The organism is Paenibacillus sp. IITD108, assembly GCF_036541265.1.
Classification (GTDB): Bacteria; Bacillota; Bacilli; order Paenibacillales; family Paenibacillaceae; genus Pristimantibacillus.
Window position 1 is genome coordinate 33,837 of record NZ_JAZHCT010000012.1, and the last position, 19,435, is coordinate 53,271.

Genomic DNA, 19,435 nt, shown 5'->3' on the forward strand with positions numbered 1-19,435 from the left:
CCCTAATGTATTTTATATACATTCTTTTAGCTTAAATCTGTTATCCTTTGACAGCGGAACTTGAAAACCCTTGAATAATATACTTCTGACCCAGGAAGAAGACGATGAGCAGCGGCACGACTCCTGCCGTGGCGGCGGCCATCATCATGTTGTAGTCCACCCCCGCTTCTAGCATAAAATTTTGCATGCCGAGCGGTACCGTATACAATCTCTTGTCAAGCAGAAATATCAAGGCGTTCTCGTAATCGTTCCACGTCCATGTAAAATCAATAATGGCGAAGGTTGCCAGAACCGGCTTGGAAAGCGGCAGAAACAATTGAAAGAAAATCCGGAAATGGCCGGCTCCATCAATAAAAGCCGCTTCCGATATTTCATGGGGTATGCTCATGAAAAATTGCCGGATCATAAAGACGCCGAATACCGTAAACAAGCCCGGCAGAATGAGCGCCCAATGGGTATTGTAAATTTTCATCCAATCAAACATGATAAATTTCGGGACAAACAGCACTTGGGGCGGAATCATCATCAAACATAAATAAAGCAAAAAGATAGCATCCCTTCCTTTGAAAGGAATCCGGCTAAACCCATAAGCAGCAAATGCGGCCAACAAAGGAGCGCCGATCATTAAGATCAATGATATTTTTAAAGAGTTCAAATAAAACATCATAAATCCATCGCCTGTCATCCATACCTTGAAATGGTTAGTCCATACTGGATCAAGCGGAATCCACTGAATCGGATAAGTGAAGACGTCCTTCGGCTTCTTGAATGAGGTACTGATCATCCAGATCATTGGTGACAGCAGCAGCAAACTGGCTAGCGCCATAAGGATTGTGTTTAAGCTTTTGACCAACCGTTCTCTGAATATTCTGAAATTTCTTGTATCCATTTTACGTCTCCTCTCCCTTTAATAATGGACCCACTTTTTCTGGCCTACCCATTGAATAAGTGTGATACAAAGGATAATTAGGAACATGGTCCACGAGACAGCTGACGCATATCCCATTTCATAGAAGTTAAACGCTTTCTTATAAGCAAAAATAGAGAAAACCGTCGTACTATTGGCCGGGCCTCCTTGCGTGATGGCGTAAATCATGCCAAAGCCTTTAATGGAGCCGATAAAGCCGGTAATCGTCAGGAAAAGTGTCGTCGGGCTTACCAAAGGAAATATAATCAGTCGCAGCAGCTGCCCAAACGTCGCTCCGTCTATCTTGGCGGCTTCCAGTTGCTCTGAGGACAATTCCTGAAGTGCGGCTAAATAAATAATCATGTTATATCCGATGCCGCCTGCAGTCATCATCACTAGCACCGCATACATCGCTGTATCCGGAGAAGCGAACCATAAGGGAGGATCGGATACACCAACGGATCGCAGGAATGCGTTAATCGGACCATTGGTCGGTTGAAAAAGCACCATCCATACGAAGGCAACGGCTATGCCGCTGGTGAAATATGGTGCAAAAAAGAATGCTCGTAGCGTCTTCTGAAAATAAGTCCGATTGTTAAGCATGACTGCAATTATAAATCCAAGCATAATTGAAATCGGTACAGGAATTAACACCAGCAAGGTGTTCTTGACCGATACAGCAAACAAATCGTCCTCCACCATCATCCTGAAATTATCCAATCCGATAAAACGCGGACTTTGCCCGCTAGCGAATATCCAATCCGTAAACATTAAGTAAAATGAAAACAAGGCTGGAACTAGCATAAACACCGTCATTCCAATTAAATTGGGAGCAATGAATATATAACCAATCAGCCTCTGACGTTTCATCCAGTTCACGATCAGTCACCGCCTTTCTCTCTGTATAGTGTGTAGTATGAACCATCATGCAGCTTTCGGCCAAAGAGGAAGACGGCGCTCAAGCACCGCCTTCCCTAAATGCGGCTTTATTTAGATGACTCTTGCAAATTTTTGTTATGAACCCGCGCTAATTCCTTCGCGCCTTCCTCAGGAGTCAGCTTGCGTGAAAACACGTTGTCATAGACAGCCTGCTGCTCGCTTCCCGTTTTCCGGTCCAAACGGCTTAGACCGAGCGGAAGGTTCCCGAAAATGACCCGCTTAATTGATTCAAGGTCATACGTATCCTCTGCCCCTTTGAACATAAGCGCAACGGCCCCATCAATCGGGAAGTCCTTGGATGCCGGCACTCTGCCGCCTGCCGCCATCGGCAGCATTCCGCCATCCGCATACCACTGGATAAACTTCCAGGCTGCTTCTGGATGTTTGGTGCGAGGATTGATAGAAATAACATCACCCAAACCGCCGGCATAAATATAATCCGTTTGATCCTTTTCTACCTTTGGAGCTGGAGCCGCAGCCACTTTGAATGTCCGCGGAAATTCCGCCAGATTGTTCGTTGTACGGAAGACCTGATTCGTGGAGAACAGCATCGCTGTTTCACCTTTTACAAACATTTGATCCAGGGCAGGCTTTGAAGTAATCTGCTCCGTATGAGGCATCAAGCTTTTATCGGTGAACATCATGTCCGAATAAACTTGCAGCGTTTTTACCGTAAACGGATTATCAAAAGCCGAGGTGCCATCTGGATTCGTCAGCTGCAAACTCTGCTTCCTCATAGAACCATTGATCGGCACATTGAAGTAATAATCGCTTTGTGCAAGTCCCCATACGTTGTCATCCTTCAGCTTGGCAGCATAATCCCTAAACTCGTCCAGCCCCCATTCTGTCGGAACCTCCAGTCCCTTCGCATCGAGCATATCCTTGTTCAGCCAGACAAACGAAGGACCTTTCGTAGTCGGAACACCATAATACTTGTCATCCACTGTCCAGAAAGCGGCGCCTTCGCCCATTTTGTCATCCACGCTGTAGTCGGTGAATGCACTCAGATCAAGCGCATTCCCGGCTTTGATCCGCTTCTCGTAAAGACTGTAATCATAAGTTACGTACATGTCCACAGGCTGGCTGGACATCAGTGCTGTATCGAGCTTCAAATTACCAGCTTCGTCATTTACGAACCGCACATATTCCAATTTAATATCTGGATTTTCCTTGTTCCAGTTGTCGACTACCTCTTGGGGTCCGCTCTCGGGCGGCACGCCTCCCCACAACGTCAGCTTGATTGGGTCTGCGCTTGCTGTTGGGCTGGGCTCGACGCTTGAGGACGGCTTGGACGAAGGCGTCCCTTCTGCTCCTCCATTACCGTTATTGCTATTACTGTTTCCTCCGCAGCCTGCAAGCATCAGAGACACCGCCACTATCCATGCCAATCCTGCAACTAACCGCTTTCTTTTTCTCATCTTTCCTGTAACCTCCCTAAATGGATGTTTGATTCATCCCAAATATACCAATTCGCTCCTAATCCTATAAGGGACGAAACTTGCAGATTAGCAGTACAAAACTTATATATTATTCTCTCTCCTGAAAGAACTGGGAGTTTGTCCAACCAGGCGTTTGAATATTTTAATAAAGTAAGCATCGTCGGTAAAGCCCGTCTGACTCGCAATTTCCTCCATACTGAGTTTGGAATGCAGCAACAGGCGCTTGGCTTGTTCGATCCGAATATTCCGTAAATAGGCTATAGGCGTCAATCCTGTTTTTTTGCCGAACACGGTGCTCAAGTAGTCCACATTCATAGCTACCTGTCTGGCCAGATCTGTCACTTTAATGTTTTCCTTGTAATGCTCCAGCATAAATTGAATCACCAGGTTCACCTCTGGATGATCCGTAAAGCTCACGTGCTCTTCCTGTTTCTGACGAATAAGCTCACGTATTTCCTGCGCAACATGCGCAAGCAGCGATTCATGGCTGACTGCAGAGTAGATTTCTGCCCAATCCCCCGGTTTTCGTCCTGCCAGCATCGTCAACATATGAAGCAGATGAACCGCAGTTTTTTTCACTTCCACATGGGAAAATGACGATTCTTTCATGCTCTCCCAAATTTGCGACGTTACTTCAGCGCATTTGGATTCACTCCGCTCTTCAAAGCATCGAATAAGCTCAGCCTCCAACTCACCTAGTGGTGTTGTTACACTTTTATTATCTGTTGTATAGGTATCACAACCATACCAATTACCGTTTAATAGATTCAGAGCTTGCAGCCAATCATGGGATAAACGGGCTAAGCTGCTGTCTGACACCGATTCCATCATACGATCCGTTTGCATTCGGCATAATTCCATCTCCTTCTGAAAGCCCCAGCAAAAAAAGGTCGTTTGACCTGCATCATGAAACGATTGGACAAGCAAATATTGTTCCGGCCTGATATATGCCTGTTCAGCTTTTGCAGGAACAGCACCGCTTAACACAACTACAATTTCCAAACTCAGACTGCGAAATTTCTCCATCGGCATGAAGAGCTCAACTGAATCAGCTTGTAGGGATGCTCCCGTTCCCCAAATAACCGCCCAAATCCGATGATAAAGCGGATAAAGTGCCTCTCCCGCCGCTTTTAGCTCAGCAAGCAATTCATCCTTGATCCGCGCCAGACTATCCAGCAAAATATCATCATTTAAAGACAGTTTCAGCAAATAATTGGAAGCCCCGTATTGAAGGGCGTCCCGCGCATAATCAAAGTGGCTCATAGCCGTCAGCATAATAAAGCGACTGCGAATTCCTGCCTTCCTCGTTTCCTTCAGCAGTTCAATACCATCCATGCCGGGCATAACAATATCGGCGATGACGACATCGGGCTTCAACTCTAGAATAGTGGCTAACGCTTCACTGCCGTTTCCCGCTTCCCCGACAACACAAAAGCCGTGTCGTTCCCAATCCAAAATTTCTCTAATCGCTTCGCGGACAAACACTTCATCTTCCACCAATAAAATCGTCCACATGCCTGTCATCTCCTTTCTGTGAATACGGCGCTGCAATCAACAGAGGCAAACGAATGCGAACCAGGGTACCTTCTGAGTCCGATATAAGTTCCAAAGCTCCCTCCCGCTTAAAAAGCAGTTCCAGCCTTTCCCTTAAATTGCTCAGTCCGATCCCGTGTCCGCTGCGTCTTCCTGGCCTGCGTGCTGCCTCTTCCATACCGATGCCGTTATCTTCCACTTCCAGAACAAGCTCGCTTCCCTCTGCCCGCGCCCTGACCCATATGGTCCCTCGGCCTTCGGTCATGTTAAAGCCATGAGCGATACAATTTTCTGCCAAAGGCTGTAAACTAAACTTGGGAACGAGTGCATATTGCACCGCTTCCTCCGTTTCATAGATGATTGTGAAATGTTCCCTGAATCGAAACGCCTGTATAGATTCATAGGACCGCAACAGTTTGATCTCTTCTTGAAGAGGAATCAACTCGATATCTGAATTAAGACTAGCCTCCAGAATTAAACCCAATGAAGTGCAAATTCCCGCAATGGCGTCCTGCTTTTCTTTTCTGGCAATCCATTTGACAGTATTCAAGGTATTCAAAAGAAAATGCGGGTTCATCTGGTAAAGCAGCATTTGGAAACGAACCGCCTGTTTTTGCCGCTCCTCCTGTTTAAGCTTTGCAATGAGCGCAACAACATCATCGATCATCCGATTGAAGCTATCGCTAAGAGAACGAATCTCATCGGTTGCGCCTTTTTCGATGGCGATTTTAACATTCAACTTTTTGTCCGACGCTTCCTCCATGCTTCGCTTCAATACATAAAGTGGCTGAGTCATACGAGATGCCAAGAAGAAGGTTACCAATATGAAAACGATTACCAGGATAATCAGAAACAAATATATCATCAGCCTTAATCGTTGAACTTCCTGCTGCAGCTCACTCAAGGGCATTTGACTAACCACATACCAGTCTAAATCCTCCACATAACTATAATTGACAAGAGACAAAGCATGTTCATCCTTGAAATGCCCATTTTGTGTCTGAGAAGAAATGATTCTTTTCAAACTCTCCGGACTGAAAGCAGTCTCCTTGTTTTGCATAACTGTCTCACCCTGGCCTGTAAAAATGGTCAGATCCTGATAGGCTGGATTATCTTTTAGTGTATTGCGAAACCATTCTTGAATGTTGATGCTAATACGTGCCAATCCGTAATTTCCCCGAAGATCGTCATCCAGCATTATATATAGACTCAGAAGCTTGTTTCCTTGACTTCCTCTTACATCATTCCAATCATCCGCAACCCAGCGATAAGGGCGGTCGCCGGCTTGCAGTTTATTGTGCCAATCCTGCAGTTCTTTCTGCTCATTAGTCAACTGGTCATTGGGAGCATAGGAGGTATATACATTGCCGTTACGGTCGATTAAACGAAAATAAAGCTCTGTCTGATGGAAAAAAAAGCTGTTGTTGATTCCAAACATTTTGCTCTCTATTATTTTCTTTCGTTCAAGAGGATCATACTTATCAGGGGCATGCATAATCTGGATCAAGCTTTCATCCTGGCTCAGCATAATATTCGCTTTATAAGCAAATGCCATCATATCCGTTAAAGATATATAAACCTGCTGCATACGCTCAGACATGCGGTCTATCATATCAATCTGCCTAATGGATTCGAAATGTTGAAAAAGGTAATAAATACCGATGCACAGAGGAATCATTAAAAGTGTGATATAAGCGATAAAAAGTCTGTTTTTCAGCGTATTCGGAAGCCATTTTCGCCTGGTCTGCATCCTGTTTAAGTCACTCCTTATATGTACTCGAGTCTCCAAAATGTACCCTTCATTTTATCACATTCCAAAACTATATCAGCAGATTAAAAACTTGTATATCAGTATAACAATTCTAAGATGATAGAAGATTAAACATCTTTGAGCATCCAAATCATAAGGAGTATTCCGACAAACGCATAAGAAGCTGTCCATGAACCGGCTCGGTCATGAACAGCTTCTTTCTTGTGTACATCGGGAGTGTAGGAGTTCCATTTTTGAATATAAATCAATAATAAAGTCTAACCAAATTACATTTTAAAGCGATATGCTCTTTCCGGTAGCGATTGATTCATCTACAGCAAAGCTAGCTTCCATCGTTTTATAAGCATCGCGAAATTCGCATCTGGTTGGCGTTCCATTACGCAATGCCCGAATAAAATCATCAATCTCTTCGACAAAAGGATGATGGGAGACGTCCCCGCTATCCGGCAAAATCGTCGGTATAACAGCATATTCTGTTTGTCCAGGCAGCTTGTGTGTAAAGAGCTGATTATTCATAATCGCTCCCTTCTCCCCTAGCAAATGCACATTGAACCGATAAGGTGTTTTACACTCCAAGGAAGATGAGACTTTACCGATTCCGCCATTTTTGAGCTTGAAAATGGCAATAGCATTGGGGTCAAACTCATATTCAGAGTCAGCCCAGGTGCTGCAGCTGTAAGCTGTTACCTCTGAAATTTCACCGGCAAAATAACGAAGAGCATCAATCGCGTGGCAGCCAGCTGACAGCATGCTGCTTCCGCCTCTAGCCTTCGTCTTGCTCCAACGATACTGGCCATATTGCGGGCCAACATGATGCCAATAATCAATTTGAGCCATGTAGACGCGTCCGATCGCATCATCATCAATTAAAGCCTTCGTATTTGTAAAAGAAGGATTCCACCGCAAAACAAAGCTGACAGCTGTGCGAACCGGGTGCTTCTCGAACGCCTCGGACATCGCATAGAGCCCTGCTCTATCCATCGCCAGCGGCTTCTCCAGCACCAAATGCTTGCCGTATTGTGCTGCTAGAACGGCCTGTTCAGGACGAAGATCAGGCGTGGAGCACAATACTACTGCGTCTACATCCGACGCCTGGATAGCCTGCTCATAATTATTCGTAACATCCGCTTGGATTCCCAATTGTACCAGCCTGCTTTTTGCAAATTCGATATTTTGACTTACTACTGCTGCAACTTCAGCATCAGCTCTCTCTGCAATCGCTTTCAAATATTCACCAGCTACCCAACCCGTACTTACTACAACAAACCTCAACTTTCCCATACGATTTGTCCTCCTAGAATTGTACTTTTTTGTTTTTGCTGTCTCATATTCTTTTACTTATGCGGAGTAAGTCCTTAGAAATACCACTAATTTTAAGACCGTAACGCTTTGAGGTACCATTGCTCTTCTGCGGGCCGCTCCTTCGCAAGCAGCCATATTTCTGTGAATGCAGCTGATGGTGCTGCGATTTTGTCCCAGGCATTATTAAAATCACTCCAGCCGAAGCTTGGGGACAAGTTCCGGATAAGCAAGGCTAGTGGATAATCTGAGCTATACCCCTTGCTTTTAGCTTCCTTTCGCAAAACCAGCTGATTTAACGATTCGATTAAACTATCGATCGATTCGATACAAATAATGGAACGATGTTCTCTCAGAAACAATTGCCGTGCCTCCTGCTCGCTGTAAAACAAATGGGTAATCTCCAATCCCAGCTTGCTCCCCCGGCTATCCATCAAAACAGCATCCGGCTTTTCCTGCTGATAAAGCAGTCTCAAACGATTGTCCGCCGTTTTGTTATACAAGCTAATAAACAGATCAACCGCTTCGCGCTCCAGCTTTTTTTTCGTGCTGACCGCCATATTCCGTTCACCTCACTGCCCATAAATGCCTTGGAAGGCGTGCAGTTCCTTCCAACTCTCTTTATATAATCATATTATCATTTTTGCCGCTTAGTTACACGACTCGTTTCACTCTAAAAAACGATCCCGCAAACCGTCAACCCCAGCCCTGCATAAACTTTGCGGAAAAGGGCATTATACCAGATAATGTATTTTCCTGTATTGGAGGAATTTTAGTGCAAGTATCTTTCTCAAGACTGCAGCTTATATTTTTGCTGCTGCTGTCGCTTGGCATATCCAATCATGTACTTATTATTCCACACCTTCTCCAAGAAGCAGGCCGGGATGCATGGGTAAGTATTTTAGCTGCGTATGTGATCCTTATAGGCTGGAGTTTTTTTCTATATCTCATTTTAAAATCAATGGGGATCACTCCGTTCAACAGCTGGCTTGAAGCCAAGGGCGGAAAAATCGGATACTGGATTATCGTCAGCGGATTAACTTTATATTTACTGGTTGCCGGAACGATGATTATTTTTGATACTGTAAAAAATATTAATATATTTTTTCTGCCAAGTACGCCTAATGCCGTTATTATTTTCAGTTTTATTATTTTGTCCTTCGGCGCAGCCAGGTCAGGTCTGAAAACTTTAATCTATTTGTCTGTTCTGCTATTGCCTATTGTGTGGATTTTAGGAATCGGCGTTTCATTCATGACTGTTAAAAGCAAGGATTACAGTATGCTGTACCCGCTTTTTACGGAAGGTTTTACACCCGATTTGCGAGGCATAGTCATTGTATTCGGCGGGAGTATAGATTTAATGATTTTATTGCTCTTGCAACATAAATTAAAAAAACCATTAAATTATGGCACGGTTGCTATATTATTGACGCTGTTGGCAGGATTGATTATGGGTCCGACAATCGGATCCATTACTGCATTTGGCCCTTTTCAAGCCGCTAATATGAGGTTTCCCGCATTCGAACAATGGAGATTGGTTATGATTGGCAACCATATTTCCCATGTCGATTTTTTGGCCGCCTTTCAACTGATGGCAGGCAGTGTAATGAGAACGGCGTTGATTATTTTTTTAGCAGCTGAGCTTATCGGATACCGCATGCAAAAATATAAACAAGCAATTATGGTCGTCGCCACACTCATTATGGCCCTGCCTTCTATTATGCAATTAAGCGATATTAGAGCTCAAAAAATAATTCACAGTTATTTTTACGGCTATTCGTTTTGGTTTGGAGTAATGATTACGGCTGCTCTTTTGGTTATAGCTTATTTTCCTAGAAAGAAGGCGGATATTGCAAATGAAAACTTCACCTGAAGAAAAAGCATTATTTGCAGATTTGGATATCTTGCTAAGCAAAGGATCCTTGAAAATAAGCCGATTAAAGGAAGTATTGTCCTTTTATGCAGACATTCACTTTCCTACACTTCCGGAATTGGAAACAGCAAACAAGCTGACCGCCTTTTATTGCGAGGGGATGGTCGATAAAATACAGCTTAACGAGTATTTGTCCAAAATGTGTCAATATATAATAAATCAGCCTTCCTTAGATCCTCTCAGTTTTTCAAAAGATTTGGAAAGCTTGCCACTATTCGAAATTAACCATACATTTCTCGAGTTATTTGAAAAGCTGTTTACAGGATATTTAATTATTTATCATGAGGGCGATAAAGGCTTCTGGGCAATAAATATTTGCAATGTACCCCAGCGCTCACTGCAAGAATCCAATACAGAAATTTCCATAAAAGGACCAAAGGATGCTTTCACGGAAGATCTTTTTACCAATATATCGCTTATTAGGAAGCGGCTTCAAACCAGTCTGCTATATAATGAACAATTTATGGTCGGAACGTTAAGTAAAACGCGCATTTCTTTGCTTTACCTCAAGCACAAAGCAAATCCGGAAATGATTACAGAAGCGCGCCAACGCTTAAATACTTTTAAAGTGGAAAGCCTGGTAAGCAGCGGGCAGTTAGAGCAATGGCTGTCAAACCGCACCTTTTCCTTATTTCCATTGATTGATTATATTGGACGGCCAGACTTTGTCGTGGAAACATTATTACGCGGCCGATTCATCCTGATTGTAGATGGGTCCCCTATGGCGCTGATTGGCCCAAGTAATTTTCTAGAACTGCTGAAGTCGCCTGAAGACGTTCATTTTCCCTATTACTATGTAATGTTTCAAAGAATATTGCGAATCATCGGCTTGCTGCTCAGTATATTTTTGCCCGGCTTCTGGATTGCTATCGCAACCGTTAATTTGGATCAAATCCCTTTCGCCCTGCTTGCAACTGTCGTCATTTCACGGGAAGGCATACCGCTCCCCTCTTTTCTTGAAGCGTTGCTGCTGCTGTTCCAATTCGAGCTGCTTCGCGAAGCGGGCATCCGGCTGCCTAAAGCGGTTGGCCAGACAATCGGAATTGTTGGCGGTTTAATTATCGGTGATTCACTTATTCGCGCCGGTCTAGCCTCACCTACACTGCTGGTTGTTATCGCGATATCAGCTGTTGCTACATTTTGCTTAGTCAATCAATCGTTATCAGGGACGGTAGGCTTGTTAAGAGCATTTATCTTGTTGGTCTCCTCTTACCTTGGCGTATATGGATTTTTTTTAAGCATGTTTGCGATTTTAATTTATCTTTGCCGGCTCGAATCATTCGGACTTGCCTATCTTGAGCCTTTAACCTCCTTGAAATTCAAACAATGGATGGATGCGTTTTTAATGAATCCGTTCAAACGATCACGAATGTCCTCCGCCATGCTAAACAAACGAAAAAGGTGAGCGCTTTGAATAATATCAAACGATATTTTCTGAGTATAACAACATTTGCAATATTGATCTTCATCTCCGGATGTGCTTCCACCGACATTTATGACATTGAAAAACTAAACTATGCATCAGCAATTGGTGTCGATTTTAAGGATGGAAAATATCACGGATATATTCAGTTTCTCGACTTTCAATCCGTTGCAAAAACGAGCGGTCAAAAAAAATCTGTTAATGTATGGGTTGGCGAAGGAGTAGGAAATTCTTTTGAGGAAGCCTTTTTCAATTTATATAAAAGCTCTCAGGAAAGAGTGTATTGGGGGCATGTGACTTCCGTTTTAATAACAGAAGCTGCCTTCAAGAAAGGTTTTGAGTCCATCTCTGACAGTATTAGCCGATACTATGAATTTCGCTTGACTCCTTGGGTATTCGGTACACGTGAATCGATTAAGGATATTTTTTCCACTGCAGGCTTCTTCGGCCAATCGCCGCTCAGCACGATTCTCCATGAGCCGGAAGGCACTTATTCACAAGCATCTATCATTAAATCAATCAAGCTGCATCGATTAATTGCGCAAGTCCATGAACCTGGTTATACAACAGCCATTCCTGTATTGTCTTTAGATAGCAAAAATTGGAGCAACAAAGAAAAAAAAGAGCCTAAACTGACATTTGATGGGGCCTTTTTTCTTAAAAACACTACTTTTCAGAACTATATGACGTTAAAAGATTTGGAAGGCTTGCGCTGGATTCAAAAAGGCTCCATACGCATCGGTGTCCCGGTTCCGAGAAATGAACCTACCCTGCAAATCGTATTTGAAAAACCAAAAACAAAGTTGAATTATGTTCCTGCAGAAAAAAAACCTAGTTTTACAGTTAACATAAAGGCAAGAGGGTATATCGTCAATCGCTCTAAAAATGATCTGCAGGATCTCGATCAGTTGACAGAAAAAACAAAAGAAGAAATTAAGCGGGAAATTGAAGAAACATTTCGTGCAGGCAAAGAAAAACATATAGATGTTTACAATCTTGAGCATACCCTTTATCAAAAACATTTTCACAACTGGAAATCCCTATCTTCCTCAGACAGTCCATTGATCGACGATACTGCCATTCGCGAAATTAATCTCAATATCGATATAGAGCATTCAAGCTCAGACAAAAACAGGCAAATTAAAAGTAATAAATAGTCAAGGATAAACGGCTCCGCCGTCCTTTGGACAGGCGCGTTTACTGGTGAAATATAAGAACAGATATAAGGTTGCAAAAACTTATACTTTCTTAGATTGCAAAAAAAGCTTCCAACTCCATAACAATTATGGAATTGGAAGCTTCTTTTTTAATGCTAGTGCTGACGATGCAGCTCAATAAGCGCATCTGCATTCAGCTCTGCTGTGCAGCTATAAGTTACATGAGCATGGGGGAAATGCTCCTTTTTGCCAATTGCAACAGCTGTCATATGGGCGGAACGGATCGCTTCAACACCAGCGACTGCATCTTCTATGCCAACGCATGCCTCTGGCTTTACGCCAAGCTGCTCGGCTGCTGCGAGAAACACTTCTGGATCAGGCTTGGAGTTTTTGATTTCGGCAGCATCGACGATAATATCGAATTGCTCTTCCATCTTCAAGTTTTTAATAACGGAAAAAGCGTTTTTGCTGGCAGAAGCAATGGCTGTTTTAATCCCTAACCGCTTCAGCTGACCAAGCAGCTCCGGTATGCCCGGCAGCACATCGGAAGGCTTGATCTGAGCGATCAGCTCCTTGTACAAATCATTTTTTCTCTCTGCCAACGCATTTAATTGTTCTTCTGAATAATTGAGCTCTACAGGCGACAGACTGAGCAGCAGGCGCAAAGACTCCAATCGGGAAACTCCCTTCAAATTCTCGTTGAAGTCTCGAGTAAATGGAAGATTAAGCTCATCACCGATTGCTTTCCATGCGAGGTAATGGTGCTCGGCTGTATCAGTTATAACGCCATCCAGATCAAAGATGACGGCTTGCAGCTTATCGCTCATTGCATTTTCTCTCACTTTCTATACTTGGATTAGCTCAGCCTTGTAAGTCTCGTGCGGCTGTAAAGGTATGCTCTTTCCGAAAAGTGTAACGGATAGCGAATCGCCACTTGCCAAAGTAAGCTCAATACCTGATTTTGAAACAACCATTTCAATTGAACGCCCTTTGTATTGCAGCTTAAATTGATATTGGTCCCAATCGGCTGGCAGCTTCGGTGCAAGTGATAAAGTGTCTGGCTTAATACGCACTCCCGCGAAGCCGAATACGATTGCCATCCAAGTGCCGCCCATGTTGGCAAGATGCAGACCATCCTTGGTATTCCCATGCGTGTTATCCAAATCTAAACGGGCAGTTTCTTTGAAATAGTGATAGGCTTTATCCGCATAGCCGATTTTTGAAGCCATAATGCTGAAGATACAAGTCGATAACGAAGAGTCATGTGTTGTAATCTGTTCATAATAATCATAGGAACGTTTAATCGTTTCTTCCGTCTGCTCATCCTCCAGCAGAAAATGCGCCAACACAGTATCTGCCTGCTTGCAAACCTGGTAACGATAAATCGTCAACGGATGGAAATGAAGCAGCAGCGGATACTTTTCCTTCGGGGTGTTTTCAAAATCCCATACTTTTTTATTTAAAAATGAATCGTCCTGCGGGTTAATGCCAAGCGCCGCGTCATACGGCAAGTACATGTTTTGCGCCGCATTTGCCCAAACGGAAATTTCATCCTCAGACAACTCCAGCTGTATTAGCAGTTCATTGTAGCGCTGCTCGTTATGAGCTTGCAGAAGCTTCAGCGTTTTTGCTGCCCATGCTAAATTATGCTTGGCCATAACATTCGTATAGTAGTTATTATTTACGCAGCATGTATATTCGTCCGGACCGGTAACCTCGTCAATATAAAAGCGGCCGTCACGTTCATGGCCAACTTCGATCCAAAGCCTGGCAGTCTCGGCCAGCACCTCGCACCCGTAGCCCGCTAAGAAATCATAATCCTCTGTTGCCATAAAATATTGAATGTAGCTATAAGCGATATCAGCGCTAATATGGTACTGTGCCGTACCTGATGGGAAAAAGGACGAGCACTCCGTGCCAGCAATCGTACGCCATGGATAAAGAGCCCCCTTCTTATGGCCCATCTCTCGAGCGCGCTGCTTCGCAAACGGCAAAATATGATGACGGTAAATAAGCAGCCCCCTGGCAATATCGGGTTGCGTAAGCAGAAAGACAGGCAGCATATATATTTCTGTATCCCAGAAATAATGTCCCTCATAACCTTCTCCCGAAAGCCCCTTCGCTGCAATATTGCTGTATTCATCGCGGCCTGCCGATTGCAGCAGCTGGAAAACATTAAAGCGAATGCCTTCCTGCAGCTCATCATCATTTGAAATGACGATATCAGAACGAAGCCAAAAATCTGCTAAATATTGCTGTTGCTGCTCCATGATCTGGGCAAAGCTTAGAGCAGTCAGCTCAGATGCTTTTTGCTTCGCAATAACAAGCGATTGCTCACCATGCCGAAGTGTATCCGTAAATACATTCCACTTCGTGAATGTGATCGGCTCAGCAGCAGCAAACACTGTGCGATATTTTACTTGCTCGGTTAAGACAATATGTTCATTTTCTAATGCTTCTGAATGGCTGTATGTGGTTGCGCAGTTGACTGAAAGCTTAGAAGCCAATGTCTCATTGCGCACAAATCCGATGCCGCTTTCCGTACCGATCGCTTTTGTTGTAAGCAGCTTTGCATGTCCAGAAGCTACGCGCGGATCATTGACAGCGGTATAGTTTTCAACATCGCCATTCAAATGTGATTCGATAGCAATTGTCCCTTGCACAGCGATTGGCTCAATGAGAATATGAATGGCAAGCAATTCACGAACCGTAAACGAAACTAGGCGTCGAAACGTTATTTTAAGCTCCTGCCCGGAAGGCGATTTCCAATGAATGAAGCGTTCGGATATGCCTTCCTTGAGCTTGAGCTCCCGCTTATAGGAAATGACTTCTCCCGTAAAAAGATTAAAATGCTCCCGCGCATCTCCTACGTAGATATCAATGCCTTGGGCATCCATAATATTAACCAGCTTTTGCTGCGTAGAAGGAAAACCGTAGAGCTTTTCACCATATGGAATATTGATGACATCATGAAAGGCGTTAATATAGCTCCCGCGAATCGTTTTCATATTGCCGCTATAGCCTTCCTCGAAATTGCCGCGTACTCCCAGATAACCGTTGCCAAGCGCATAGATACTTTCCTGGTTAAGCAAATCAGCTTCTGCAAGCGATGTATGATTAATAGACCAAGTCATTTTGATTGCTCCTATCCGTGTTATTCGGTAACGATCTTTACGTCCAGACCTGTTGTATTCGTTAAAATAGTTGCATACGTTTCATCGCTGTCCTGATCGATGTACAAATATAAATCTAGTTTTCCTGATCCGATTGTTAGTCCCACAACATTCATATCTTGAATATCAAGCGGCAAGCTTGGCGACAGCGTAATGATGCCATTGGGCACATCAACCTGCAGTCCAAGCATCGCCTGCAGCATAACAAACGCAGTTGCAGCTGACCAGGCCTGAGGGGAGCAAGTCGTCGGATAAGGCACAAGGCGATCGCATTCCTGTCTGCTATATCCGCAAAACAATTCTGGGAAGCGCTGATCTGGAACTTCAGCAGCAGCATGCAGCAAGCCCGAAACGAGCAGCTTAGCTTCCTTCAAGCGGCCGCTTCGCAAAAATCCGAGCAATATCATCCCATTATCATGCGGCCAAACACTTCCGTTATGGTAGCCCATCGGATAATAGCCTGTTGAATGGCTGCTCATTGTGCGAATTCCGTAGCCTGTAAACATATCCTCGCTCAGCAGTCTGCTGCTTACCGCTTCCTTCTTCGCATCGTTTAATATCGAGGACAATAGCAAATGGCCTGGATTAGAAGTTATGGAACGCACTGGCTTAAGCTCTCCATCAAGCGCAATGCTGAAAAACTGTTCTTCCTCCAGCCAGAAATACTGAACAATTTGCTCGGCTAGATGATTGGCTTCGGAACGTAATTTCCCACTTCGCTCATATTGATTAAGCGATTCGTAAATCGACGACAGGCCCTGCTTCGCCCAGCAAATATAACCCTGTACTTCAATGAGCGCGATAGGCGCAGCAGCAAGCTGCCCATTCTCTTGGACAATACTATTGCTAGAATCTTTCCAGCCTTGATTCGGAAAGCCTTGCTCCGCCTCTTGCTTATAGGTCAGAAAACCGGCAGCATTTCCTTGGCTGCGCCGGTCAATCCAGCCAAGGGCTGCATCGACCGCATCCTGCAGCTCATTGATGATGGAGATATCTCCGCTCCACTTCACATATTCGACAAGCAGCACGAGAAATAATGGAGTAGAATCTACCCCTCCATAATAAGGCGAAAAAGGGGACTGGCCCGTTTGTACAAGCTCGCCAAATCGAATTTCATGCATTATTTTCCCGACTTCCTCATCGCGCCACGGATCTTCTTTTTTACCTAGATGAGCTGCAAGCGTGCGCAGCGTGCCAAGCGCGTGAGCGGGATGAAGAGGCAGCATGAATAATGCTGTAATAAGACTGTCTCTGCCAAATACAGTTGCAAACCATGGCAATCCTGCAACCGTTGTAGCCCCGTAGCCAATATCGGTTTGCAGCATGCGCAAATCCTGCAGGCTCCGCTCGTATAGCGAATTAAACATGGCATTTGAACTCGTCATTCTCGTATTGCGCGTTAACCATAAATCATAGCTGAACTGCAGCTTTTCTAGCCCCTGTTCAAACGGCAACAACGCTCGCTCGGTTTGATTGGTTACAGGTACGAATGCAAACTGGATTGCAGTATGCTTTCCAGCTTCTAGTGTCAGCTCATACATCAGCTCTTGTTCCTGTTCATTGACATCAGGATTGCCATCCCATTGAATGAGCGTTTGCCGCAGCTGCACATCTTTTCCTATATATTGAAGCAGCATGCTATTGCTTTTAAATACGGCAGCAGTCTTCTCTCCTACTTCACCGGAACGATAGCGGCGCACGATAAACATATCCTGAAAATCTGCATCAAATTTCACAGAAAGCTTAATTGGCTGTTCAGTTAAGAAATAGTTCGTCAGCGTCAACTGCTCACGCAAGGCGCCATCATATAAATAACTGCTTCTTTTGATCTCTATAGCGCCGCAATCCTTGATTTCATGCTTTAAAATGGTGGTCTGCATATAGCTTTCAGTCGTTCCCTCGCCTAACAGCTCAGGCTGCTCCCCGTTAATACGCAGCTCGTAGTGGCTTAGAAACCGTGTATCCTTCATATATAATCCATGTCCTAAATCTTGCCGTGAATCGGCATTGCCATATTGATCGGTTACATAAAACAACGGATGCTCCATCAAAACTTTGTTGCTCATATAGCTCCTATTCTCGCATCAGATAAGCCATTATTTAACGGCTCCTGCGGCTATTCCTTTAATGATGTATTTTTGCGCAAAAGCATAGAATATGACAACTGGAATGATCGTTAATGTCAGGCCTGCCATAGCTTGATTCCATACGATTGTAAATTCACCGAAGAAATAGAAGGTTGACAGCTGTATCGTACGCAAACCTTTGTCTGAAAGCACAAGTGAAGGAAGCAAATAGTCGTTCCAGGATGCAATAACATCCAAAATGGCTACAGTCACCGTAATGCTTTTCAACAATGGAAATACGATGCGCCAAAACACGCCAAAAGTGCTGCAGCCGTCCAGGATCGCCGCTTCCTCAAGAGCAATCGGGATCGATTTGATAAATCCGTGGTATAGAAAAACAGCAATGCCTGCATGGAAGCCGATATTCATAAAAATCAAGCCCTCATGTGTGTTTAATACAGGCAAGTGCAAATAAGTACGGATCCAGTCCATAACCTGCATAAGCGGCATCATTAACGTTTGGAATGGAATGAGCATCGTCGCTACGAAGGAGAAAAATATTATTTTACTCATTGCATTATCGCGGCGCACCAGCATCCACGCCGTCATTGATGAAAGCACGATAACGAAAACTACGGTAGCTATCGTGACATACAACGAATTGCCGAAGACGGTCAGAAAGTTCATTTTTTTCATTGCGCCAGCATAATATTCGAAGCTAAAGCTTGAAGGCAGCGCAAGTACATTTTCATAAAGCTCGGATCTCGTCTTGAACGAGTTAACAAGCATGATATAAATCGGAGACAAAAAGATAAGCGCAGCAATAATGATTAGCACGGAAATGACGCCATTATTAGCTTTTCTCATTACATTTGCACCTCTTTTCGTTTCGTAATAATAACCTGTGTAATGGTAACAAGTGCAACGATGACAAAGAATATAATCGCTTTTGCTTGACCTAACCCATAGTTGCCATAGCCGAATATTTCATTGAAAATATTCATGGCAAACAGCTCTGTTTTATGCATAGGTCCGCCATTAGTCAAGGAAAGGTTGACGTCGTAAATTTTGAAGGCTCCTGACAGCGTCAAGAACAGACAAATTGTAAAAGACGGCATAAGCAGCGGGAATATAATTTTGGTCATGCGATGCCATAAATTTGCCCCGTCAACCTTTGCAGCCTCCATAACCTCATCAGAAATACCTTGAATGCCTGCAATATAAATAACCATTGTGTAGCCTGCCATTTGCCAGGTAAACACTATTACTAGCGCAACCAATGCAAATTGCGGGTTGATCAGCCAGTTAAAGAAAACAGAATCAATTCCTGTAATTGAACCGATTTGCTTGAAGCCGTCCGTAAATATAAAGCGCCAAATATATCCTAAAATCAATCCGCCAATCAGGTTCGGCATAAAGAGCAATGTACGTGCAAGATTGCTCGTTTTAAATCCGGCAGTTACGATTAATGCGAAAATTATACCCAGTAAATTAACGCTGATTAAAGCGAAGATTGTAAATTTGATCGTAACCCAGGCTGAATCTAAAAAACGCTGGTCTTGAAACAAAGTGGAGTAATTATCAAAACCAACAAACACTTTCGGGTTGCTAGGGATGCCATCCCAATTAATAAACGAGTAATAAATACCGATTAGAAATGGGATTACGACTACGATCAGAAATATTAAAAATAACGGCATTGTGAACAAGCAATACCAAAGCTTGCTTTTGTTATTCGACACGGGTACCACCCTCTCACTTGTCTAGTCTTAACGGATATGAAGAAAGCCTAACA

At 43.8% G+C, this 19,435-nt stretch carries 15 protein-coding genes; 3 read left to right on the forward strand and 12 right to left on the reverse strand.

All coding sequences use genetic code 11. The features are described from left to right. Positions 1-40: 40 nt before the first annotated feature. The 7 genes from V1L65_RS12625 to V1L65_RS12655 form a co-directional block, all read right to left on the reverse strand. Positions 41-889, reverse strand: coding sequence for a carbohydrate ABC transporter permease (locus V1L65_RS12625; RefSeq protein ID WP_331699514.1), 849 nt, complete (start codon positions 887-889; stop codon positions 41-43). Positions 890-907: 18 nt separating this feature from the next. Beyond that, complete coding sequence (locus tag V1L65_RS12630; RefSeq protein WP_331699629.1) at positions 908-1,777, reverse strand: carbohydrate ABC transporter permease; 870 nt, start codon at positions 1,775-1,777, stop codon at positions 908-910. A 116-nt stretch (positions 1,778-1,893) separates the two neighbouring features. Further along, positions 1,894-3,264 (reverse strand): ABC transporter substrate-binding protein, encoded by a 1,371-nt coding sequence (locus tag V1L65_RS12635; protein ID WP_331699515.1) that lies wholly within the window; start codon positions 3,262-3,264, stop codon positions 1,894-1,896. Positions 3,265-3,366: 102 nt separating this feature from the next. Further along, positions 3,367-4,800: a response regulator gene (locus V1L65_RS12640; RefSeq protein WP_331699516.1), complete on the reverse strand. Its 1,434-nt coding sequence runs from the start codon at positions 4,798-4,800 to the stop codon at positions 3,367-3,369. Then, on the reverse strand, positions 4,772-6,568 hold the full coding sequence (locus V1L65_RS12645; RefSeq protein WP_331699517.1) for a cache domain-containing sensor histidine kinase: 1,797 nt from the start codon (positions 6,566-6,568) through the stop codon (positions 4,772-4,774). The genes V1L65_RS12640 and V1L65_RS12645 overlap by 29 nt, the downstream gene beginning before the upstream one ends. 294 nt (positions 6,569-6,862) lie before the next feature. Continuing rightward, positions 6,863-7,870, reverse strand: coding sequence for a Gfo/Idh/MocA family protein (locus V1L65_RS12650; RefSeq protein WP_331699518.1), 1,008 nt, complete (start codon positions 7,868-7,870; stop codon positions 6,863-6,865). Positions 7,871-7,962: 92 nt separating this feature from the next. Then, a complete protein-coding gene (locus tag V1L65_RS12655) occupies positions 7,963-8,448 on the reverse strand; it encodes a hypothetical protein (protein ID WP_331699519.1) in 486 nt (161 codons plus the stop codon). A gap of 215 nt (positions 8,449-8,663) precedes the next feature. Between V1L65_RS12655 and V1L65_RS12660 the strand changes: the two genes are divergently transcribed. Genes V1L65_RS12660 through V1L65_RS12670 form a run of 3 tightly spaced genes read left to right on the forward strand, consistent with a single transcriptional unit; the run spans position 8,664 to position 12,401 of the window. Beyond that, a complete protein-coding gene (locus tag V1L65_RS12660; protein ID WP_331699520.1) occupies positions 8,664-9,761 on the forward strand; it encodes an endospore germination permease in 1,098 nt (365 codons plus the stop codon). After that, the gene (locus tag V1L65_RS12665; protein WP_331699521.1) at positions 9,745-11,226 is read left to right on the forward strand and encodes a spore germination protein; all 1,482 of its coding nucleotides are present in this window, start codon (positions 9,745-9,747) and stop codon (positions 11,224-11,226) included. Before V1L65_RS12660 ends, V1L65_RS12665 begins: the two co-directional genes overlap by 17 nt. A gap of 5 nt (positions 11,227-11,231) precedes the next feature. Then, positions 11,232-12,401: a Ger(x)C family spore germination protein gene (locus V1L65_RS12670; protein ID WP_331699522.1), complete on the forward strand. Its 1,170-nt coding sequence runs from the start codon at positions 11,232-11,234 to the stop codon at positions 12,399-12,401. A gap of 155 nt (positions 12,402-12,556) precedes the next feature. On the opposite strand, the gene pgmB is transcribed toward V1L65_RS12670, so the two are convergent. From pgmB to V1L65_RS12695, 5 genes are read right to left on the reverse strand one after another with little or no spacing between them, the layout of a single operon-like run. Further along, positions 12,557-13,228, reverse strand: coding sequence for a beta-phosphoglucomutase (gene pgmB / locus V1L65_RS12675; RefSeq protein WP_331699523.1), 672 nt, complete (start codon positions 13,226-13,228; stop codon positions 12,557-12,559). 18 nt (positions 13,229-13,246) lie between these two features. After that, positions 13,247-15,535 carry a glycoside hydrolase family 65 protein gene (locus tag V1L65_RS12680; protein ID WP_331699524.1) on the reverse strand — a complete coding sequence of 763 codons (2,289 nt, stop codon included), beginning with the start codon at positions 15,533-15,535 and terminating at the stop codon, positions 13,247-13,249. Positions 15,536-15,555: 20 nt separating this feature from the next. Beyond that, complete coding sequence (locus tag V1L65_RS12685) at positions 15,556-17,640, reverse strand: amylo-alpha-1,6-glucosidase (RefSeq protein WP_331699525.1); 2,085 nt, start codon at positions 17,638-17,640, stop codon at positions 15,556-15,558. Positions 17,641-17,670: 30 nt separating this feature from the next. Further along, on the reverse strand, positions 17,671-18,507 hold the full coding sequence (locus V1L65_RS12690; RefSeq protein ID WP_331699526.1) for a carbohydrate ABC transporter permease: 837 nt from the start codon (positions 18,505-18,507) through the stop codon (positions 17,671-17,673). Then, on the reverse strand, positions 18,507-19,382 hold the full coding sequence (locus V1L65_RS12695) for a carbohydrate ABC transporter permease (protein WP_331699527.1): 876 nt from the start codon (positions 19,380-19,382) through the stop codon (positions 18,507-18,509). The genes V1L65_RS12690 and V1L65_RS12695 overlap by 1 nt, the downstream gene beginning before the upstream one ends. Positions 19,383-19,435 lie beyond the last annotated feature (53 nt).